We start from the raw sequence: 19,220 nt of genomic DNA on the forward strand, positions 1-19,220 counted from the left end.
GCGCCCGCGCGCCGGGGGAATTCGTCAGTGGGAGAAAGCCCCTCCGCGCGACGACGCGGAGGGCAACGGGATCAGAAACTCTGCCAGTCGGCATCGCTGGCCAGTGCCAGGCGTCCCGGCTGTGGCGCGTTATGGCTCGCCGGCGCAGGCTTGATGACCGGCGTTGCGCCAGATTCCGTCAGCACGAAGCGGGTCACCAGCTGGTTGAGCGTTTGGGCCTGCTCCTGCAGCGATTGCGACGCGGCTGAGGCCTGCTCCACCAGCGCGGCGTTCTGCTGCGTCACATCATCCATCTGATTCACCGCCTGCTGTACCTGGCTAATGCCCTGACTCTGCTCAACCGCGGCTGCGGCGATTTCGCTCATCAGTTCGCTGACCTGATGGATAGCGTCATTCATCACCTGCATGTTGCTGCTGACGTCGCTGGCCTGGGCGGCCCCGGCTTCGGTCAGTCGATGCGACTCTTCAATCAGTCCTTTGATTTCGCGCGCGGCCGAGGTTGATCGCTGCGACAGGCTGCGTACTTCACCCGCCACCACCGCAAAGCCCTTGCCGTGCTCACCGGCGCGTGCGGCTTCGACTGCCGCGTTGAGCGCCAGGATATTGGTCTGGAAAGCGATGCCTTCGATCATTGAGACGATGTCCGTGACCTTGCGCGAGCTGCCACGAATGTCATCCATGGTCGAGAGCATGGTGCTGAGCGAGGTACCACTTTTTTCCGACAGCGAACTGGCGTTAGCCGCCAGCTGGCTGGCCTGACGCGTGTTATCGGCGGTCTGACGTACGGTTTCACTCAGTTCAGTCATGCTAGCCGCGGTCTGCTCCAGCGAGGCGGCCTGCTGTTCGGTACGCGCAGAGAGATCTTCATTGCCGGCGGCGATTTGCACCGATGCGCTGCTCACCGAATGCGACGCGCTGCGCACGGCACTCAGCGAACCGGCCACGCTGCGCATCAGCTGATTAAAGGAGCGCGCCATATTGCCCACCTCATCGCGACGGCTTTCGTCTGCGCTTAGCGTCAGGTCGAGATTTTCACTGGCGCGCATCATCACTTTGCCGACATCCGCCAGGCTGCGGCGGATGCGCAGTACGGTGAACAGGGCGAACAGACCGAATACCAGCACCGTTGCAACCACGCCGCTGATGGTCGTCCACAACACATTATGGAAGGTGCTGCGGTTGGTGGCGCGTAACTCGTCGCCAATGGCGATGTTCAGCATCAGCTGTTTCTGATAATCGGCAATCAGCTGACGAATGGCGGCACCGATGCCGCTCTGGCCCTCAATCAGGTCGAGGCTGATGGCATTCTGGTGTGCACGCGACGCACTGAGAAAGGCGGGCAGCCGCTCAGTCACGCGCTGAATATTGCTAAAGGCCACCTCAGTCAGGCGCTTATCTTCCTCGCTGGAAATGTTGTGAGTCAGGTAGTAATCGGTGAGCGATTTCAGCCCGCCGATCTGTTTATCAATGTCCGCTTCGACGGCGGGCATGTTGCTGTCCTGCAACTGGGTCTGGTGTTTGTACAGCGTCAGCGCCAGCTGGTTGCTGCGATCAATCAACGTGTTGAGGTCTTTGATTGAAGGGATGGCGTTGGTTTGCACATATTCAAAGCGCTCCTGAAAGCCGGAAAGCAGTGAGATGGCGAGCACGGCTTGCAGAATGATGGCGCCAAACAGCATGGAAAAGGTCAGTAACAATCGTTGGGAGATGTTCATCTTATTATCCTTAATCTAAACGCACCCCGACGCCTGACGCGGCGGGTACAAGGGCAGATTAAAGAACATCGGCAGATTGTGGTTTTTAGTTAATGAAATTTTAGCGCCGGGTAGCAGAAGAGGCTGGCGGGTTAACAATGGAGCCGGTCGTGGAACAGGTCGCCGTGAACGGCGACCCTGTGATGGTGCGGGTTTAACGATGGGTGCAGAATGCGATAAGGTCGCCGTGAACGACGACCTTACGGTGCATGTCCCGTTATTTCCGTAGGGTGCGTATTCATGCGCACCTGGAAACCGGGAGGGCATGTTCCGTTGTTTCCGTAGGGTGCGCATTCATGCGCACCTGGAAACCGGGAGTGCATGTCCCGTTGTTTCCGCAGGGTGCGCATTCATGCGCACCTGGATACCGGGAGTGCATGTCCCGTTATTTCCGTAGGGTGCGCATTCATGCGCACCTGGAAACCGGGAGGGCATGTCCCGTTATTTCCGTCGGATGCGTATTCATGCGCACCTGGAAACGGGGAGTGCATGTCCCGTTGTTTCTGTAGGGTGCGCATTCATGCGCACCTGGAAACCGGCACCCCGCGCACAACTCACGGCCGGCGGAATAGCGCCAGGCTGCGGCCCTCCAGCTCGAAATCCTTCTCTTTGGTAATTACCAATCCCTTACTGGCGCTGTCGGAGGTGGTCAGCTCCAGCACCCAGCCGCCTTCACCAAACTGCGGGATGCGGAACGGCACATTGCCTTCAAACGGATTGAACAGCATCAGCACATCGTGCCAGATACCCTCTTCGGTTTGCAGGTCCGGACGCCCGATGTACACGCCGAGCGTCGAGCCTTCATCCCACTGTTCCGCCTGCTGGAAACCGCCGCCAGCGTTAAACCATTTAATCTCCATGCCGTCGCGCCAGCTTTCACGCCGCAGCAGCGGCTGCTGTGCGCGCAGCGCAATCACCTGACGGGTGAAATCGCGTAACGCATCAGCGGAAGCCGGCAGATCTTCCCAGTGCAGCCAGGAAATCTCGCTGTCCTGACAATAGCCGTTGTTGTTGCCCATCTGGCTGCGGCCAAACTCATCGCCCGCCAGCAGCATCGGTGTGCCGTGAGAGAAAAACAGCGTGGCGAGGAAGTTACGCTTCTGCCGCTCGCGCACCGCGTTGATGCCTTCGTCGTCGGTGGGGCCTTCGGCACCGTAGTTGTATGAACGGTTGTCGTTATGGCCGTCGTTGTTATCTTCCCCGTTGGCATCGTTGTGCTTGTCGTTGTACGAGACCAGATCGTTCAGCGTAAAGCCATCGTGCGCGGTGATAAAATTGACGCTGGCCCACGGGCGGCGGCCGCGTTGATCGTACAGATCCCCGGAACCAAGCAGGCGCGCGGCAAAGTCGGTTGAGACGTTGTCGCCTTTCCAGTACTCACGCACCGTGTCGCGATATTTGTCGTTCCATTCGGCCCAGCCGGGCGGGAAGCCACCGACCTGATAGCCGCCAGGCCCGATGTCCCAGGGTTCGCCGATCAGCTTCAGCTTTGACAACACCGGATCCTGCGTCATGGCATCAAAGAAGCCGCCGCGCTGATCGAACCCTTCCGGCTCGCGACCGAGAATGGTGCCGAGATCGAAGCGAAAACCGTCGATATGCATCGATTCTGCCCAGTAGCGCAGCGAATCCGTCACCAGCTGCAGCACGCGCGGATGGGAGGTATTCACCGTGTTGCCAGTGCCGGTATCGTTGATGTAATAACGGTGCTGATCCGGCAGCGTGCGGTAGTAGGAGAAGTTATCAATCCCTTTAAACGACAGCGTCGGCCCCAGTTCGTTGCCTTCCGCGGTGTGGTTATACACCACGTCGAGAATCACTTCGATGCCGGCATCGTGGAAAGCGCGCACCATGTCGCGAAAGCCCTGAATACCGCGCGGGCCAAAATAGCGGCTGGCAGGCGCGAAAAAGGCCAGCGAGTTATAGCCCCAGAAGTTTTTCAGTCCGCGATCCAGCAGATGCTGATCGTCCGGGAACCAGTGTACCGGCAGCAATTCCACTGACGTCACGCCGAGGCTTTTGATGTAGTCGACGGTGGATTTGTGGCTCATGCCGTCATAGGTGCCGCGCATCTCTGCCGGAATCGCCGGATTAAGCTGGGTGAAACCTTTGACGTGGGTTTCATAAATCACCGTGCTGGACCACGGAATGCTGGGCCGGTTGTGGTCCTGCCAGTCAAACTCATTGGTGTCAATCACCCGACACTTGGGGGTAAACGGCGCGCTGTCACGGCTATCCAGCGTCAGATCTTTATCTTCGTGCAATAAATCGTAAGCGAAGTGCGCTTCATTCCAGTCGATGTTGCCCTGCAGCTCGCGGGCGTAGGGATCAATCAGTAATTTGCTCGGGTTAAAACGGTGACCGTTTTCCGGATCGAAGGGTCCGTGAACGCGATAGCCATACAGCGCGCCGGGTTTCAGCCCGGGCACGTAGCCGTGCCAGATTTCGTGGGTATATTCCGGCAGATCGAAGCGGGCAATTTCATGCTGGCCGCTCTCATCGTACAGACAGAGTTCGACCCGTTCCGCGTGTGCTGAGAACAGCGCAAAGTTGACGCCTGCGCCATCATAATTGGCGCCGAGCTGGTGCCCCGAACCGGCGGTGATTTCCATAGGTTTACCGTTAGACATTCAATCCTCTCCATCCAGTGAATAGATAGTCATGTAAAACAACAGGTTTATCGGGGACGCTACTGGCTAATCAGCACCAGCGGCGCGCTATAGCTCACATTGTCCAGCGTAACATCGTCATTAATCACTACGGTCTCGCCGGTCAGCACATTGCGATAGTGGCGATGCGCCAGCGATTCCGGCAGTGCCAGTCGGGTAAGACTCCACTGTGCACCATTGAAAATCAGCCGTGGCGTAATCACCAGCAGCGCGTGATCGCTGTCCTGCCGGGCAAAGGCGATCACTTTTTCCGCATGTTCGCCCGATGCGCTGAGCGGCTGATAATCACCAAAGCGGAACAGCGACGGATGGTCGCGGCGCAGATGCAACAGGCGCGCAACCATCTGCTGCTTCAGCCGGCCGCTCAGCCAGTCCTGCTGGCTGGCAAAGTCCGGTGCGGCGTGGACATCCAGCTGCGCCGTCAGCTGAGCGAAATCCGGCTCGCGCCGGTTGTCCGGATCGACCAGGCTGAAATCCAGCGCTTCGCAGCCCTGATAGATATCCGGCACGCCCGGCGCGGTCAGTTTGATCACCGTCTGGCTCAGGCTGTTAACCAGTCCGGCACGGATGAACGGCTGTAGCGCGTGGCTAAAGTCCTGCAGGAACGCCGGATTGGTGGGCGACAGCAGCTGACGGGCATACTCCAGTACAGCGTTTTCGTAAGCCTCATTGCCGTCCGCCCAGTCGGTGCGTAACTTCGCCTCGCGCAGGGCTTTTTCCACAAACGGTAAAAAGCGATCGCGCAGCGCGTCGAGTGCCGCTGTGTCCTCCGGCTGCAGCGTGGTGGGCCAGACGCCGGCCAGCGCCTGATACAGCATCCACTCGACCGGCGGTTCGGGAGCCGGGCCGTCCGCCAGCGCGACTACGTGTGGTTGATTCATCTGCCGCCAGCGCGTGACGTTTTCCGCCCACAGCGCCGGCGCTTCGCTCAGGGTATACAGCCGCGCGCGCGCATCTTCGCCGCGCTTGGTGTCGTGCGTGGAGGTGCCGGACAGCCCATCCGGCTGATGCTGCAGTCGGGTTTGCATTTCGCTGTGGAAGCGTTCGAGCGAAAACGCGTGTGGCAGTGGTTCGGCACCCACTTCGTTGATCGCCAGCGCTACGTGATTGCGGAAAAACAGCGTGTCTTCGACCGATTTCGCCATTAGCGGACCGGTCAGCTGCTGGAAGCGGGCGCGGAACTCTGCCGCATCCTGCTCGCCCTGTTCAGTGATCGCCCCCAGCAGTAATGCCTGCAAAAAGCTCAGCGCCGCAGGCGAGGCGCTGTGTTTAACCTGCTCCAGCACCTGTAATAGCAACGCTTCGCCTTCCAGCGGCATACCGGCTTTCCGGCCGTAGGTGCGATACACCGGGAAGGCGATCAGCAGTTCGCGCAGCGCCACGTGCAGCTCAGCCTCACTGAAGTTGCGATGCACCAGATCGGCTGCCTCGGTAGCCAGCGCCAGCAGGCGGCTGAATTCCCCGGCAAAGTTGCGATCGACCATCAGTTCACGCGCTGCACGCAGGCCAGCCGCCACGTCGTTACGTTCAGCGGATACCGCTTCATAGGCCAGATGCAGCATATCGATCTGATTATCATCAATCAGCGCATGTGACAGCGCGGCGATAAACTCGTAACCGGTGGTGCCGGACACCGGCCAGTCGGCGGGCAGTTGCTCACCGTCAGCGAGAATCTTCTCCACCGTGATATAACACGCGTCGCCCGCGGCCTGACGCAGCTGTTGCAGATAGCCGAGCGGATCGGCCAGCCCGTCAACGTGATCGACGCGCAGCCCGCTCACCACACCGCTGTGTACCAGTTCGAGAATCAGGCGATGCGAAGCCGCGAACACCTCTTCATCTTCGACGCGCACGCCGACCAGCCCGGTAATTTCAAAGAAGCGGCGGTAGGAGAGCGCGCTGCGCGCCTCACGCCAGTTCATCAGCTGCCACGGCTGTTGCGCATGCAGTTCCGCGATGGCCGCGCGATCGCGCAGCGCCAGCACCTCGTCTTTACGCTGCTGCCAGCTGGCGGGCGTCAGCGGATAGTAACTGTCGTAATAGACCAGCGCCGGATTGCCGCTGTGCGGATCGGCCTTGATGCTGAGTTCATCATTGGCCAGCACGCGGTCAAAATCATCGCCGAGGAACGGCAGCGTCAGCCTGCGCGACCAGTCGATATCAAAGTAGCGTGCGAAGCGGCTGGCTTCCCCGTATTCAATCACATCGCGCCACCAGGCATTTTCCAGCGACGCCGCCATGTGGTTAGGCACAATATCGAGGATCAGGCCAATCCCGGCCTGCTGCAGCGCCGCGCTGAGGCGGTCAAAACCGGCGCGTCCGCCAATCGCCGGGTCAATCTCATTGGCATCGGTAACGTCATAGCCGTGCGTCGAGTCGCGCGTGGCGGTAAAGATCGGCGAGGCATAAAGATGGCTGATGCCAAGCTGCTGCAGATAGGGCACCAGCTGCGCTGCGCGGTCAAAGGTCATGCCGTTACGGAACTGAATACGGTAGGTTGCGGTTGGAATGCTCATTGCGCTGCTCCTTTTGCCAGACGCACGATGAGAGAGTGCTGCGGCAGCTCGCCGCTTTCCTGTGGCCACGCAAAGAGCGTCTCGCCGGGCATAGCGGGCAGCGGCTGGCTCTGCTGTCCAATATTTAGCGCCAGCGACAGCTGGCCCTGCGGGAACTGCCAGCTGACGGCGACAAAGCCTGGTGCAGTGCGCAGCACCTGGCCGTTATGCCTGCGGGCATCCGGCAGCAGCGGCACGATGTGCTGCTGGCGCAACGCCAGCAACTGGCGCGTAAGCGTCAGCCACGCCTGGCCTGCGGGATTCTCCACTTTGCTCCAGTCCAGTTTCGAACGCGTGAAGGTCTCTTCAGCATTGGGATCCGGTACCGTATCGTCATGACCGGCGTGACCGGTAAATTCGCGCGCCCGTCCTTCACGCACCGCTTTCGCCAGATCGCCGTGGAAATCGGTAAAGAACAGGAACGGGTTGGTTTCACCGTACTCTTCGCCCATAAACAGCAGCGGAATATGTGGTGACAACAGCAGGGTGGCGAGCAGCACTTTGGTGCGATCGGTACCGGCCAAACTAATCAGGCGTTCGCCCTGGGCGCGATTGCCCACCTGATCGTGGTTCTGGATGAAGTCGACAAACGCGACCGGCGGCTGGCCTGCGCTGGGTACGCCGCGCCGCTGGCCACTCTGTGGCGACAGCTCGCCCTGATAAGCAAAGCCCTCGGTGAGAATGCGCGCGATTAATTTCTCCGGTACGTCGGCGAAATCCTGGTAATACGCGTGCGTCTCGCCGGTGGCAAAGACGTGAATGGCATTATGGAAATCGTCGTTCCATTCACCGCTGAACAGTGGCGCGTTACCGTCCGCATCGCGTGGATGCAGGAAGATCACGTTGCGGCTGTCTTCGGTGGTGAGATGGATCGGGCGAGAGTGGATTTCGCTGCGAATGCGTTCGGCAATCTCAATCAGCACATGCTTGCTGGACGTGTCCTCAATCTGATCGATGGCATCGAAGCGCAGGCCGTCGAGGTTGAACTCCTTCAGCCAGTAGAGCGGCGCTTCGACGATATAACGCCGCGCGGCGTCGACATCGTACGCAATCCCGGCACCCCACGGCGTCATGCGCTCTTCGTGGAAAAAGGCCGGTGCCAGCAGCGGCAGGTAATTGCCTTCCGGACCAAAGTGGTTGAGCACAATATCCAGCACCACCGACAGTCCCAATGCGTGTGCAGCATCGACAAAGGCCTTGAAATCATCCGGTGAGCCATACGCCGAGTGCGGCGCATACAGCAGAACGCCGTCATAGCCCCAGCCGCGCGCGCCGCCAAACTGCGATACCGGCAGTACTTCGATCATGGTGATACCAAGCTCTGCCAGCGCAGGGAGTTTTGCGATAGCCGCGCGGAAGGTGCCTTCGGCGGTAAAGGTGCCGATGTGCAGCTCGTAGACCACCGTTTCATGCCAGGACCGTCCCTGCCAGTCGCGCTGCTGCCAGTCGTAATGGTGTGGGTCGATAACCAGAGAAGGGCCGTTGACATCGGCGCGTTGTGCCCGCGCGGCCGGATCGGGCACCGTGCTGCCATCGGCCAGCTCGTAGTGATATGCGCTGCCGTGACCAGGCCCGCGCAGCGTCAGGCTGAACCAGCCATCCTGCTGCCGCTGCATGGCATGCTGCTGACCATCGGCGTGAAGGGTAATTTGCTGCTGACCGGGTGCCCAAAGGCGAAACCGCACGCTGCCGTCAGCAAGGATTTCAGCACCCCAGGATTTTTCCAACGTTGTGGATTCCATTCTATTGCCTCGTTAAGCCCCGCACGGGGAATGGACGACATCAAGCGATTCGCGTTCCTTAAAACCATTTACTCTCTGAATACAAAAGACTAAATGCCCTGGTAGCAAACGGGTACGCAGATAAATCACTGAGTACCCTGAAAAATCATAGCCTATATTTTCAGATTTAATTCCCGCTGCGCTTTAAACAGTACCGTTACGTAAATTTTCCGATTTGTTCGCTTAAGCACCTTTTAATCTCAGTCATAGGCTACGCTTATCTCTGCGCAGTTAACCGCTGCGCGAAATAATGCCAGGCGGCACTGTCACCTAAATGAGGAGAACACTGATGAACGAAGATCGTATCAGCGGAAACTGGAAGCAGTTCAAAGGAAAAGTGAAAGAGAAATGGGGCCAGCTTACAGATGACGATTTAGACGTAGCCGAAGGGAAACGCGATCAATTAGTCGGCCGCATTCAGGAGCGCTACGGCTACGGTAAAGATCAAGCAGAGAAGGAAGTCAAAGAGTGGGAAGATAGTAATAAATTTAACTGGTAGTGTTGGTTATCCCCGGCACACTGATGTGCCGGGGTTTTGTTATTTATAATGGCACTGTTTTTGAGCTGGATAAAATATCAGGCATGTCTTGATTTATTTTCTATGTTATTTTAGACATATATATGCCTATGTATTCATCACTCCTGTAAAAAAATCTTTCGGCCCCTGTAGGGTCGCCATTGATGGCGACCAATGATAGGTGCTTACCTGCACAAACGCTTTTTTCTCAAAGGGGTCTGCGGTGATCGTCCTTATTCAGCGTCAGCAGCGCGATAAAACTCACTACGGCGGTGGCCATCACATACCAGGCGGGAATGTCGGCGTTGCCGGTTTGCTTCATCAGGCCGGTAATGATCAGACCCGCGCAGCCGGAAAACAGCGCGTTGGAGAGCGAATAGGCCAGCCCCAGCCCGGTGTAACGCACGCGGGTCGGGAACATCTCGGCCAGCATCGCCGGTCCCGGTCCGGCCAGCATGCCCACCAGCGCACCGGCGATAAACACCACCAGCGCTTTGATCGCCATACCGCTCTCCGGATGTTGCAGCACTTTCAGCAGCGGGAAAGCCAGCACCAGCAGCAAAAACGTCGCCAGCAGCATTAATGTGCGGCGGCCATAGCGATCGCTGAGTATGCCGGCCGGCAGAATGGTGGCGGCAAAGCCGAGGTTAGAGATCACCGCAATCAGCAGCGCCTGGTTAAAGCCGGTATGCAGCGCGGCCTGCAGATAGGTAGGCATGATTACAAGGTAGGTATAACCGGCGGCTGACCATACCATTAACCGCCCAATGCCCAGCCCGATAGCGCGCAGCGTGACACCCAGCGACGCCTGCTGTTGTGGTGCCGCCGGTGTCTGGCGGAACTGCGGTGATTCGTCGAGGCCGGTGCGCAGCCACAACGCCACTGCGCCGAGCGGCAGCGCCAGCAGGAAGGGAATACGCCAGCCCCAGGCGTTCATGGCGGCGTCTCCCAGCAGCAGCGGCAGTACTGCCACCACGCCCGCGCCCGCCAGCAGTCCGAGCGCCACCGTCAGCGACTGCCATGCGCCATAAAATCCGCGCTTGCCGGGCGGCGCCGATTCGGTCATCAGCGAGACCGCGCCGCCGTATTCTCCGCCGGCAAACAGTCCCTGCAAAATGCGTAGCAGTGTAATCAGCAGCGGCGCAGCCACGCCAATGCTGGCATAAACCGGGACCAGACCGATGGCGACGGTGGCCAGCGTCATCAATACCAGCACCGCGATCAGCACCGGTTTACGGCCATAGCGATCGCCCAGGCGGCCAAACAGCACCGCCCCTAACGGGCGAAAAAAGAACGCCACCGCAAAGGCCGCATAGGTGAGGATCAGGCTGGTGAGGGCGCTTTCTCCTTCCAGCTGGAAGAAATGTTTAGCGATCAGCGTGGCCATGAAACCGTACACGGCGAATTCATACCACTCGATAAAATTGCCGACGGATCCGGCAATCAGTACGCGCTTTTGATTAACGGCGGGAGCCACTGCAGATGACATCATTATCCCTTAATGAGTAAAAAACAGTCAGAGAGGGTCAGTCTACCGCAGCCCGGGGCGATTATCTGAGCTATAAGTCTGACGCAGGGCACAAAAAAAGGTGCGCATTGAGCGCACCTGATGTGAATATCAGCGAGGATTATGCTGGCTGCTGTTTTTTACGGCTGCGCTGTTTACGCAGTTTATCAATCAGTTTATGCGCCTCGGCTTTAGTCGCTACCGCAGGGGATGAACCTTTCAGTGGCTTACGTGCTGTCTCACTCAGCGTTAATACTGTTAACAAACCAATCACGCCGGCACCCATCATGTAATACGCCGGCATCATGGTATTGTGCGTGGTGTCGACCAGCCATGCGGTAATTAACGGTGTGGTGCCACCGAACAGCGAGACTGACAAATTAAAGCCGATAGCCAGCGCGCTGTAACGAATATCGGTGACAAACAGTGCCGGTAATGTCGCTGGCATGGTGCCGCTAAAGCAGGTATGTAGTAAGCCCAGCACGGCCAGACCGGCAAATACCCATAGCATGTTGCCAGAACCAATCAGCATGAACGCCGGGATCGCCAGCACTAATAATCCCAGCGCGCCGAAACCAATCACCGGTTTACGGCCGATGCGGTCGGTGAAATGGCCCCACATTAAGGTCAGCGGCATCATGATAAACATCACCACCATCACCAGCAGCAGACCGGATATTTCGCTCAGCCCCAGAATGCCGGTTAAATAACTCGGCATATAGGCGGTTAGCATATAATTAGACACGTTAAACAGCAGCACCAGACCAATACACTTCAATAGCGGCTTACTCTGCGTGCGCAGCATTTGCCACAGCGTGAGCTGCGGCTTGTTATGTTCGGCCTCTTCACGCTTATCCATATGCTCTTTAAACGCGGGTGTCTCTTCCAGCTTCAGGCGGATATACAGGCCAAACAGCCCCAGCGGCGCGGCCAGGAAGAACGGTATGCGCCAGCCCCAGTCCATCATCGCCTGATGCGGCAGCAGCGCAATCATACCGGTCACCAGGCTGGCGCCCAGCAGATAACCGGCCAGCGTACCAAACTCCAGGAAGCTGCCCATAAAGCCGCGGCGTTTGTCGGTGGAGTATTCCGCAATAAAGGTGGCGGCACCGCCATATTCACCGCCGGTGGAAAAGCCCTGCACCAGACGCGCCAGCAACAGCAGGATCGGCGCGGCAATACCGATACTGGCATAGCTGGGAATCAGGCCAATACAGAAGGTACCAATCGACATCATAATCATGGTAAAGGCCAGCACTTTCTGCCGGCCAAAGCGATCGCCGAGTGGACCAAATACCATGCCGCCAATCGGGCGCACTAAAAACGCGGCCGCAAAAGTACCAAACGACGCAATAAGCTGCGCGGTATTACTGGCGTCCGGGAAAAATACCTGGCCGATAATCACGGCAAGGTAACTATAAACGCCGAAATCAAACCACTCCATGGTATTACCCAGCGCTGCGGCGCTGACGGCGCGTTTCAATAATTTGTTGTCAATGACGGTAATATCGTCAACGGTCAAATCAGGTTTATTGGTCATCGTTCCGGTGCTCATAAACTCCCCATGAGTAAAATTGGAGCGATCTTATAGCTTTCGCAGCCGGCACTTCACAAAGGGAAATGAAAGCTATAAGAGGCTGAAAGGCGGTCACCTTAGGAAATATTTTATCTTTACGCAAGTTTGCGACATATATCCTTGCAATTAAGCGTAGCGTTAGAGTATGAGACTGTCAAAAGGCGCAGCGGCTGAAATAACCCATTATGCTGATGCTTAAAGCTGATAGCATTCTGCACATGATATTCTTTGGTGAGGCGATGATTTATAGGGGAATATGCTGCATTGCTACAGGATAAGAATGTCGGCTTTAATAAATTTCATACGTTACTGGCAAGTACATCACCAAAGGATTTGGCTGAAAGGAATAGCCAGACCGTTGCCATGCTGGACACCAACCTGCGCCGCCAGTCTCGTAGCGGATTATCATTGATGACGTCGCTGCATATCGTGGTCTGGCTCAATGACTGTCTTGTCGCGTTAATTATCGTGATTGTCGGCTGAATACATCTTTCAGCCCCTGGGAAAGCAATGCGCGTGATAAACCGCTACCGTCCACCGGAATCAACGTCCTGCGATGAATTTTCCATTGGCCCGCAATGCGTTTTAACTCCCAGCGATTCACTACAACGCGGTGTATGCGATACCCAGGAGAGCTGCCGTGATTGGCCAGCATGCGTGATTCGCCTTTATCATCCAGATAAATTAACTGTAAATAAGAGGTGACTACCGCGCTGTCTCCGCGCAGATCAATCAAGGGTAATCCGGTAAAATGCGCTAATCCGCTAGCCAGTGCTTCCTCATGCTCAGGCCGCAAAATAAAGGCGGCTATCGCCTCTGCACCCTCCGCGCCATCAAGATGAGGGCCGCGATTGAATTCACTCTTTTCCAGATAAATCGATAATGTATATTCCGCCATTGCAGTATCTGCGCTGGGGGGATGTGACGCAATCAATTCATAAATAGCCAGTTTGTCTTCGATAATTTGTAATCTCTGCGCTAATTCAAGGTTTTCCTGCAGCATAAAGTGCTCCTGATATTATTTATTAATTATGATTTGAGTGATTATAACGAGATACTTACAGGCGTGAAGTTCCTGTATCTTAATGGTGTGTTAAGTGGCAATTAATAAAGGACATCAATAATGATTAACAGCGCGGAGTATCTGGCTTTACGGGCTTTTGTCGTGGTTGCTCAGCAACTGAATTTCAGAGCCGCTGCGGAAATATTAGGGGTATCTGCGTCAGCCGTCAGTCAGCAAATCACCGCGCTGGAAGCACAACTCGGGCAACGTTTGCTGAACCGGACCACCCGGGCGGTATATCTTACCGATGATGGCAAGTCCCTGTTTCTTCAGACTGCACCCATTATGACTAATCAGCATGAGACCCTGCAGCAGGCACACGCCAGAAGCCAGGATATTAAGGGGCTGATTCGCGTTCATGCTTTTCGATCGGGGGCTGAAATGTTTCTTGATCACAATATTGCCGGGTTTCTTACTGATTATCCCAACGTGCAGCTGGATATCACAACCAGCGATGCGCCGGTCGATCTGAGCCGCGGCGGCTATGATTTATCACTGCGCTTAGGCGAGGTGCTGGAACCGGGATTTGTTGCTATTCCATTAGGCAAGCCGCTCCATCAGATTGTGGTCGCTGCGCCAGCATATCTGGCAAAGCATGGTGCGGTTGAAGTCCCGGAAGATCTGATCAATCACAATTGCATCGGCTGGCGCTGGCCGGGAAGTAGCAGGGTAGAGCCCTGGCAGTTCTTAAATGAGGGGAAAATTTTTGATATTCCCGTGCACGGAAATCTGGTGGTAGACGATCGCGAAAGGCAGCGGCAGGCCGCTATTGCTGGCGCAGGTATTGCCCAGTTAACGGCGGAACGGGTCAGTGCATTGCTGGCCTCCGGCAAGCTTTGTCGCCTTCTGCAACCCTGGGAGATGGAATTCCCGGGTTATTCACTTTGCTGGATAGCAGGTAAAGCCATGTCACCTGCCATGCGCGCGTTTGTACAATGGCTGCGCATAAAATAACCCTGCCCGGAGTGTGCCCGCGCACTCTGTTCACTTCGAATAATCACCACTTTTTTAGTTCATCTTCGCCCGGCTTAACCCTCTTATAAACGTTTACCAGCGGCTTCACGCTGAAACGTTTCATATCTCATTTCCTTACTAAGCCCATTGAAGAGTGCTCAGTTGATGTATACAACAGAACTTGTATACAAGTGCATTTTTTATCCATGTCACCAACACCGGGAAAGACCATGCAAAGTACAGATACTGAAATTGAAAAGCGGGTGATCCGTAAACTGTCGTGGCGACTGATTCCGCTCCTGATTGGCTGCTACGTGATTGCTGTGATCGATCGCGCCAATATCGGCGTGGCCGCCCTCACCATGAATGCCGATCTGGGCATCAGCGCCGCCAGTTTTGGCCTTGCCGCCGGTCTGTTTTTCCTGCCTTACGCCATCCTCGAACTGCCCTCCAATCTGCTGATGGAAAGGGTGGGCGCGCGCTGGTGGATCGCCCGCATTATGGTGACCTGGGGCATCATCTCCGGTGCGCATATGTTTGTATGGAGTGAAAACAGCCTTTATGTCATGCGCGCGCTGCTGGGTGCCGCTGAAGCCGGTTTCTTCCCCGGCATCGTGTTTTATCTCACCCTGTGGTTTCCGGTGGCGTGGCGCGGACGCATTATCGCCTCGTTTATGACCGGCATTCCGATTGCGCTGATTATCGGCACACCGGTTTCCAGCCTGTTGTTAGAGCTGCACGGATGGCTGGGGCTGCGCGGCTGGCAGCTGATGTTTCTGCTTGAGGCCATTCCGGCGATTGTGCTGGGATTGATCGTCCCCTTTGCGTTGCCCGATCGGCCGGAAGATGCCCGCTTCCTCAGTGCAGATGAGCAGCACTGGCTGGTGACAACAATGGCTGCTGAGCGGCAAAAACTGCCGTCGCGCGGCCATGGCGGTCTGCTGAAAGCGCTGTTCAGCCCGCTGGTGTTATTGTTCAGCCTCACCTATTACGGACTGGCGAACCTCAACGGCGCGGTGAGCACCTTCCTGCCGCTGATCATCAGCGAAACCGGCTTAAGTCATGTTCAGACCGGATTCATCACCATCATCCCTTACGTATTTGGTCTGGCCGGCATGCTGGTGCTGGGACGCATAGCCGATCGTCCCGGGTCGCGTCTGCTGGCCAATTATCTGGCGCTGATCTTCTCCTTTGTCGGGCTGTTATGCGTTGCGTGGTTCGATAACTCGCTGGTGAAAATGATGTTTTTGTGCTGCTCGGCATTTGGCTTTTTCGGTGCGATGCCGGTGTTCTGGGGATTGCCCGCGCAGTTTATCCCGGCGTCGGTGGTGGCGGGCGGCCTCGCCCTGATCAATGCGCTGGGCAGTATTGCCAGTGTGGTGAATCCGTGGGTCATCGGCGTGATACGCGACCGGAGCGGCAGTTATAACGGCGGATTTTACTGGCTGGCGGCGATGGCGATGCTCTCGATCATTACCCTGAGCATCATCTTTCGTCGCCAGCGTTTACCGGCTTACCAGGCCAGCAATGAACAACGTGAGGGGCAGTAGTATGAAGATTATTGATGTCCGGTTACTTCAGGTGAAAGGCGTGATGCCGGGAGAGGGCGATTTCTGGGAGGAGCGTCTCGCGCGTCCCACCGATATCTATGCGCAGTTTCGTACCGTGAATAATCATGACGGTGGCGTTCAGCTGGAAGACGGTTTTGCCATTACCACCGTGTTTCTTGAGATCGTTTCTGATGAGGGCGTGGACGGGCTGGCAGGGCCGGTGCCGCATGCCGTTGCATCAATCATTCATGGCCAGCTGCGACCGTTGTTGCTGGGTCAGGATCCGCGCGACACCGAGCGTTTGTGGGATCAGATGTACCGGGCGCAGATTCATGGGCGTCAGGGCGATGGCATGCTGGCGATCAGCGCGGTGGATTGTGCCTTGTGGGATTTGCGTGCCAAATGGATGCAGCAACCGGTCTTTCGCCTGCTGGGCGGTTCGCTACAGGAAGAAATACCGGCGTACGCATCGATGCTGGGTTTTGCGGTGCAGGATATGGCGCGGGTGCACGAGCGGGCGCTGGAGTATAAGGCGCTGGGATATCGCGGACAAAAATGGTTTTTCCGCCACGGCCCGATGAGCGGCAGGGAAGGGCTGAAGAAAAACATTGAACTGGCAAAAACGCTGCGCGAAGCCGTGGGGGATGATTACGATCTGATGTTTGATTGCTGGCAGTCGATGGATGTGACGTATCTGCTTGAACTGGCAAAGGGCATCGAGCCGTATCGCCCGCGCTGGCTGGAAGAGTGCGTAATGGCCGACAGAATCGGCAGTATGCAACGACTCAAAGACAAACTGTCCATCCCGATGGCGGGAGGCGAACATGAGTACACGCGCTGGGGTTTTAAACGCTTCTTTGAATCCGGGGCGCTGGATGTGATTCAGCCCGATATCTACTGGTGCGGTGGGCTTTCAGAAACGCTAAAAATTGCCGCTATCGCCACCCTGTACGATTTGCAGGTAATCCCGCACGGTCATTCCAGCATCGCAACGGCCCATTTCAGCACCACGCAATCGCCGATCCACACGCCTTATCAGGAGTATCTGGTGAAATGGAACGATATTCATCAGTACTTCCTGCGCGATCCGCTGGTGCCGCAGAACGGGTTAATCCCGGTACCGCAGGGACCCGGCATGGGCATGGCACTTAATCCAGCGCATATCCAGCAGCAGACATACTTGTTCACCTCATAACCCAACGTTCCCTCAAACAGGCCCGTTATTGTTTGAGGGATCTGTCTCTTGTATACTACAAAACACAGTGCCCATCGTCATTCTGACCCCCTAAATGCTCGCTGTTTAAAGGACGCTCGTCACGCTATGCCCGCCGATAAACTCATCATTGACTGGTCATCGAAAAACATCCTCCGCCCGCAGTCACTGAGCAGCATTCTGGCCGATCATATTCGGGACCTGATCGTGAATTGCCAGATTGCACCCGGTGCATTGATTTCCGAGAACGACATTGCCACCCAGCTTAATGTGAGCCGGACGCCGGTTAGAGCGGCGCTGCAAAAGCTGGAGATGGAGCGTCTGGTGCAAATTATCCCGCAGCGCGGCACTTTTGTGTTTTCGTTTAATGAGCGGGAGATGCGCGAAACCTGTGAGATGCGGCAGATTCTGGAGTCAGGCGCATTAAAGCTGGCGCTGCAACATGATCGTCAGGCGCTGATCGCGCGCCTGAACGAACAGCTGGCGCGTGGACGCGATGCATTACAAAACGCGCCGGAGACCTACCGCGAAACCGATGCGGCGTTTCATATGGCACTGATTGAAGCCAGCCAGAATAGCGAGCTGGTCGGTTTTTACAAAACCAGCATCAACCGCATTCGTGCCTTTCTCAATCACCTGACGCGCACGCCGGATGAGTTTCAGGGTTCGCAAAACGATCATGAGGCGATCGTGGCGCGGTTAACTAATTACGAGGATGAACAGGCGCTGGAACTTCTGCACTGGCATCTTGGCGGCATTATGCGCATGTTCCAGCGGTCGGTGGCGGATGCTGATGTAAACCCGCGCGATTAAGGCATGCGGAGCAGTGGAAGCCAGATATCGTCAATGATTTCCAGCACAACGTCTTCTGAAACGGGCTGCATGGTCATAAACACCTCATGGCGATAGAGATCAAGCGGCAGGTTAATAACCCGGGTTGACCATTGCTTATCCGTTAACTCACTGCGTGCCACAGCGCGCGCGACAATCACTTCACACGGGCCTGGCTCATTGACATCCCCTAGCCGTTTCCGTAACTGGCTAAAGTTGATGCCTGTCTCGCGAAAAAAGTCCGTTATCTGCAGGTTCATCAGGGTCAACATGCGCACGCGACCGACATCCGCATGCCGCAGCAGGGCCAGAGCATCACCACGCAGGCTGCCCGTGTCAGGGACCTCGATGAGTTGTGCTTGCCAGGCTTTTTGTGTCGCGGCAAGCAGCAAATCGTTGCGCTGTGGCCAGCGCCTGTGGAGCACCGCCCTGCTGGTTTTAGCGCGTGCCGCCACGGCTTCGTAAGTAAAGCCGTTATAGCCTTGTTCCAGTAAAAGGTCCCAGGCCGCATTCAGGATGGCGTCTTCCAGCTGAGCTCCACGCCGTCGTGTGGCGATGGTTTTTTTTCCCTGATTCATGAGAGTCATAATGGTTCAATCAATGACAGGTGGCTGATCCCAGGGCTGACCTCGATCAACGATGGGTCGTACCCTGGTTATCACACAACTTACTGTGGCCCGCAATTCGGCTGCCTTGTGCGCACCATGTTTCAGCAGGATATTCTGACGAATCCTCTCCAGCTTCTCGCCCTTATCGTGTATTTCTGTCACCTGCGCATGAATCCTGGCTCCGCAGTAGTCTCGTGCCCTTTCACCCGTCTCCCAGGCGATGAACACAACGGATCTATTCTGGTGGATGTTCCGGAGTGTGACCGACGCCTCGTCACTTATCTCAAACTCAATGGTTCCATCGGGCAACTGACGGGGTGTTCCCATGAAAGCGACATTAGGTTGACCGTCAGCACTTGCCGTACAAAGTAATTTATCATGATGATTGTTAAAGAAATGGCGCAGCGTATTTAACTTCTCATTACCGGATGCGGCCTGTATTAGTGTCATCTCTGCGCTCCACTTTTCATTCGCCCTGATGTCACGCCATTAATATTGGAAAAAAGAAATAAGATACACGATTGAATCTTATTCTTTCAGACTAGCGCAGCCAGTTAAGATACACAAGTGAATCTTATTGGCGCCTGTCAATGGCGCGTTTGACGGGAGAAAGAGGGTTCATTCTGCTTCTGTTGGGAGCAA

15 protein-coding genes are annotated in these 19,220 nt (G+C 56.3%); 6 read left to right on the forward strand and 9 right to left on the reverse strand.

The window, feature by feature from the left end:
• Positions 1-71 precede the first annotated feature (71 nt).
• The 4 genes from AC6I79_RS20745 to treZ form a co-directional block, all read right to left on the reverse strand.
• Positions 72-1,715, reverse strand: a complete 1,644-nt coding sequence (locus AC6I79_RS20745; RefSeq protein ID WP_159377521.1) for a methyl-accepting chemotaxis protein — start codon at positions 1,713-1,715, stop codon at positions 72-74.
• Between the two features lie 593 nt (positions 1,716-2,308).
• Complete coding sequence (glgX, locus tag AC6I79_RS20750) at positions 2,309-4,384, reverse strand: glycogen debranching protein GlgX (RefSeq protein ID WP_159377520.1); 2,076 nt, start codon at positions 4,382-4,384, stop codon at positions 2,309-2,311.
• A gap of 59 nt (positions 4,385-4,443) precedes the next feature.
• Positions 4,444-6,939 (reverse strand): malto-oligosyltrehalose synthase, encoded by a 2,496-nt coding sequence (treY, locus tag AC6I79_RS20755; protein WP_159377519.1) that lies wholly within the window; start codon positions 6,937-6,939, stop codon positions 4,444-4,446.
• Positions 6,936-8,720, reverse strand: coding sequence for a malto-oligosyltrehalose trehalohydrolase (treZ, locus tag AC6I79_RS20760; protein ID WP_159377518.1), 1,785 nt, complete (start codon positions 8,718-8,720; stop codon positions 6,936-6,938). Before treZ ends, treY begins: the two co-directional genes overlap by 4 nt.
• Before the next feature lie 328 nt (positions 8,721-9,048).
• On the opposite strand from treZ, the gene AC6I79_RS20765 reads away from it, so the two are divergent.
• Entirely contained in the window at positions 9,049-9,258 is a 210-nt protein-coding gene (locus tag AC6I79_RS20765) for a CsbD family protein (RefSeq protein WP_021509571.1), read from the forward strand.
• Between the two features lie 226 nt (positions 9,259-9,484).
• Here the strand turns inward: AC6I79_RS20765 and AC6I79_RS20770 are convergent, their stop codons facing one another.
• The gene (locus tag AC6I79_RS20770; protein ID WP_159377517.1) at positions 9,485-10,768 is read right to left on the reverse strand and encodes an MFS transporter; all 1,284 of its coding nucleotides are present in this window, start codon (positions 10,766-10,768) and stop codon (positions 9,485-9,487) included.
• 136 nt (positions 10,769-10,904) lie between these two features.
• Entirely contained in the window at positions 10,905-12,338 is a 1,434-nt protein-coding gene (gene proP / locus AC6I79_RS20775; RefSeq protein WP_031280122.1) for a glycine betaine/L-proline transporter ProP, read from the reverse strand.
• Between the two features lie 285 nt (positions 12,339-12,623).
• Here proP and AC6I79_RS20780 point away from each other — a divergent pair, with 285 nt between their 5' ends.
• On the forward strand, positions 12,624-12,842 hold the full coding sequence (locus tag AC6I79_RS20780; RefSeq protein ID WP_159377516.1) for a hypothetical protein: 219 nt from the start codon (positions 12,624-12,626) through the stop codon (positions 12,840-12,842).
• Here AC6I79_RS20780 and AC6I79_RS20785 read toward each other — a convergent pair.
• Positions 12,823-13,362, reverse strand: a complete 540-nt coding sequence (locus AC6I79_RS20785; RefSeq protein WP_159377515.1) for a nuclear transport factor 2 family protein — start codon at positions 13,360-13,362, stop codon at positions 12,823-12,825. The genes AC6I79_RS20780 and AC6I79_RS20785 overlap by 20 nt on opposite strands.
• 120 nt (positions 13,363-13,482) lie before the next feature.
• On the opposite strand from AC6I79_RS20785, the gene AC6I79_RS20790 reads away from it, so the two are divergent.
• The 4 genes from AC6I79_RS20790 (at position 13,483) to AC6I79_RS20805 (ending at position 17,952) form a co-directional block, all read left to right on the forward strand.
• Positions 13,483-14,376: a LysR family transcriptional regulator gene (locus AC6I79_RS20790; protein WP_159377514.1), complete on the forward strand. Its 894-nt coding sequence runs from the start codon at positions 13,483-13,485 to the stop codon at positions 14,374-14,376.
• 230 nt (positions 14,377-14,606) lie between these two features.
• Positions 14,607-15,926 (forward strand): MFS transporter, encoded by a 1,320-nt coding sequence (locus AC6I79_RS20795; RefSeq protein ID WP_159377513.1) that lies wholly within the window; start codon positions 14,607-14,609, stop codon positions 15,924-15,926.
• A gap of 1 nt (position 15,927) precedes the next feature.
• Positions 15,928-17,121: an enolase C-terminal domain-like protein gene (locus AC6I79_RS20800; protein WP_498027839.1), complete on the forward strand. Its 1,194-nt coding sequence runs from the start codon at positions 15,928-15,930 to the stop codon at positions 17,119-17,121.
• 126 nt (positions 17,122-17,247) lie between these two features.
• Positions 17,248-17,952 (forward strand): GntR family transcriptional regulator, encoded by a 705-nt coding sequence (locus AC6I79_RS20805; RefSeq protein ID WP_262258524.1) that lies wholly within the window; start codon positions 17,248-17,250, stop codon positions 17,950-17,952.
• Here the strand turns inward: AC6I79_RS20805 and AC6I79_RS20810 are convergent.
• Both AC6I79_RS20810 and AC6I79_RS20815 read right to left on the reverse strand, forming a co-directional pair.
• Entirely contained in the window at positions 17,949-18,557 is a 609-nt protein-coding gene (locus AC6I79_RS20810; protein WP_498027840.1) for a TetR/AcrR family transcriptional regulator, read from the reverse strand. The genes AC6I79_RS20805 and AC6I79_RS20810 overlap by 4 nt on opposite strands.
• Before the next feature lie 6 nt (positions 18,558-18,563).
• Complete coding sequence (locus AC6I79_RS20815; RefSeq protein ID WP_498027841.1) at positions 18,564-19,028, reverse strand: pyridoxamine 5'-phosphate oxidase family protein; 465 nt, start codon at positions 19,026-19,028, stop codon at positions 18,564-18,566.
• Between the last annotated feature and the right edge of the window lie 192 nt (positions 19,029-19,220).

This window comes from gamma proteobacterium symbiont of Scutellera amethystina, from assembly GCF_059730845.1.

Bases quoted from the DNA above. Each gene is read 5' to 3' on its own strand.
- proP (WP_031280122.1), bottom strand. From the start codon at position 12,338: ATGAGCACCGGAACGATGACCAATAAACCTGATTTGACCGTTGACGAT.
- AC6I79_RS20815 (WP_498027841.1), bottom strand. From the start codon at position 19,028: ATGACACTAATACAGGCCGCATCCGGTAATGAGAAGTTAAATACGCTG.
- AC6I79_RS20765 (WP_021509571.1), top strand. From the start codon at position 9,049: ATGAACGAAGATCGTATCAGCGGAAACTGGAAGCAGTTCAAAGGAAAA.
- AC6I79_RS20800 (WP_498027839.1), top strand. From the start codon at position 15,928: ATGAAGATTATTGATGTCCGGTTACTTCAGGTGAAAGGCGTGATGCCG.
- AC6I79_RS20790 (WP_159377514.1), top strand. From the start codon at position 13,483: ATGATTAACAGCGCGGAGTATCTGGCTTTACGGGCTTTTGTCGTGGTT.
- AC6I79_RS20805 (WP_262258524.1), top strand. From the start codon at position 17,248: ATGCCCGCCGATAAACTCATCATTGACTGGTCATCGAAAAACATCCTC.
- treY (WP_159377519.1), bottom strand. From the start codon at position 6,939: ATGAGCATTCCAACCGCAACCTACCGTATTCAGTTCCGTAACGGCATG.
- AC6I79_RS20785 (WP_159377515.1), bottom strand. From the start codon at position 13,362: ATGCTGCAGGAAAACCTTGAATTAGCGCAGAGATTACAAATTATCGAA.
- AC6I79_RS20770 (WP_159377517.1), bottom strand. From the start codon at position 10,768: ATGATGTCATCTGCAGTGGCTCCCGCCGTTAATCAAAAGCGCGTACTG.
- glgX (WP_159377520.1), bottom strand. From the start codon at position 4,384: ATGTCTAACGGTAAACCTATGGAAATCACCGCCGGTTCGGGGCACCAG.
- AC6I79_RS20810 (WP_498027840.1), bottom strand. From the start codon at position 18,557: ATGACTCTCATGAATCAGGGAAAAAAAACCATCGCCACACGACGGCGT.
- treZ (WP_159377518.1), bottom strand. From the start codon at position 8,720: ATGGAATCCACAACGTTGGAAAAATCCTGGGGTGCTGAAATCCTTGCT.
- AC6I79_RS20795 (WP_159377513.1), top strand. From the start codon at position 14,607: ATGCAAAGTACAGATACTGAAATTGAAAAGCGGGTGATCCGTAAACTG.
- AC6I79_RS20745 (WP_159377521.1), bottom strand. From the start codon at position 1,715: ATGAACATCTCCCAACGATTGTTACTGACCTTTTCCATGCTGTTTGGC.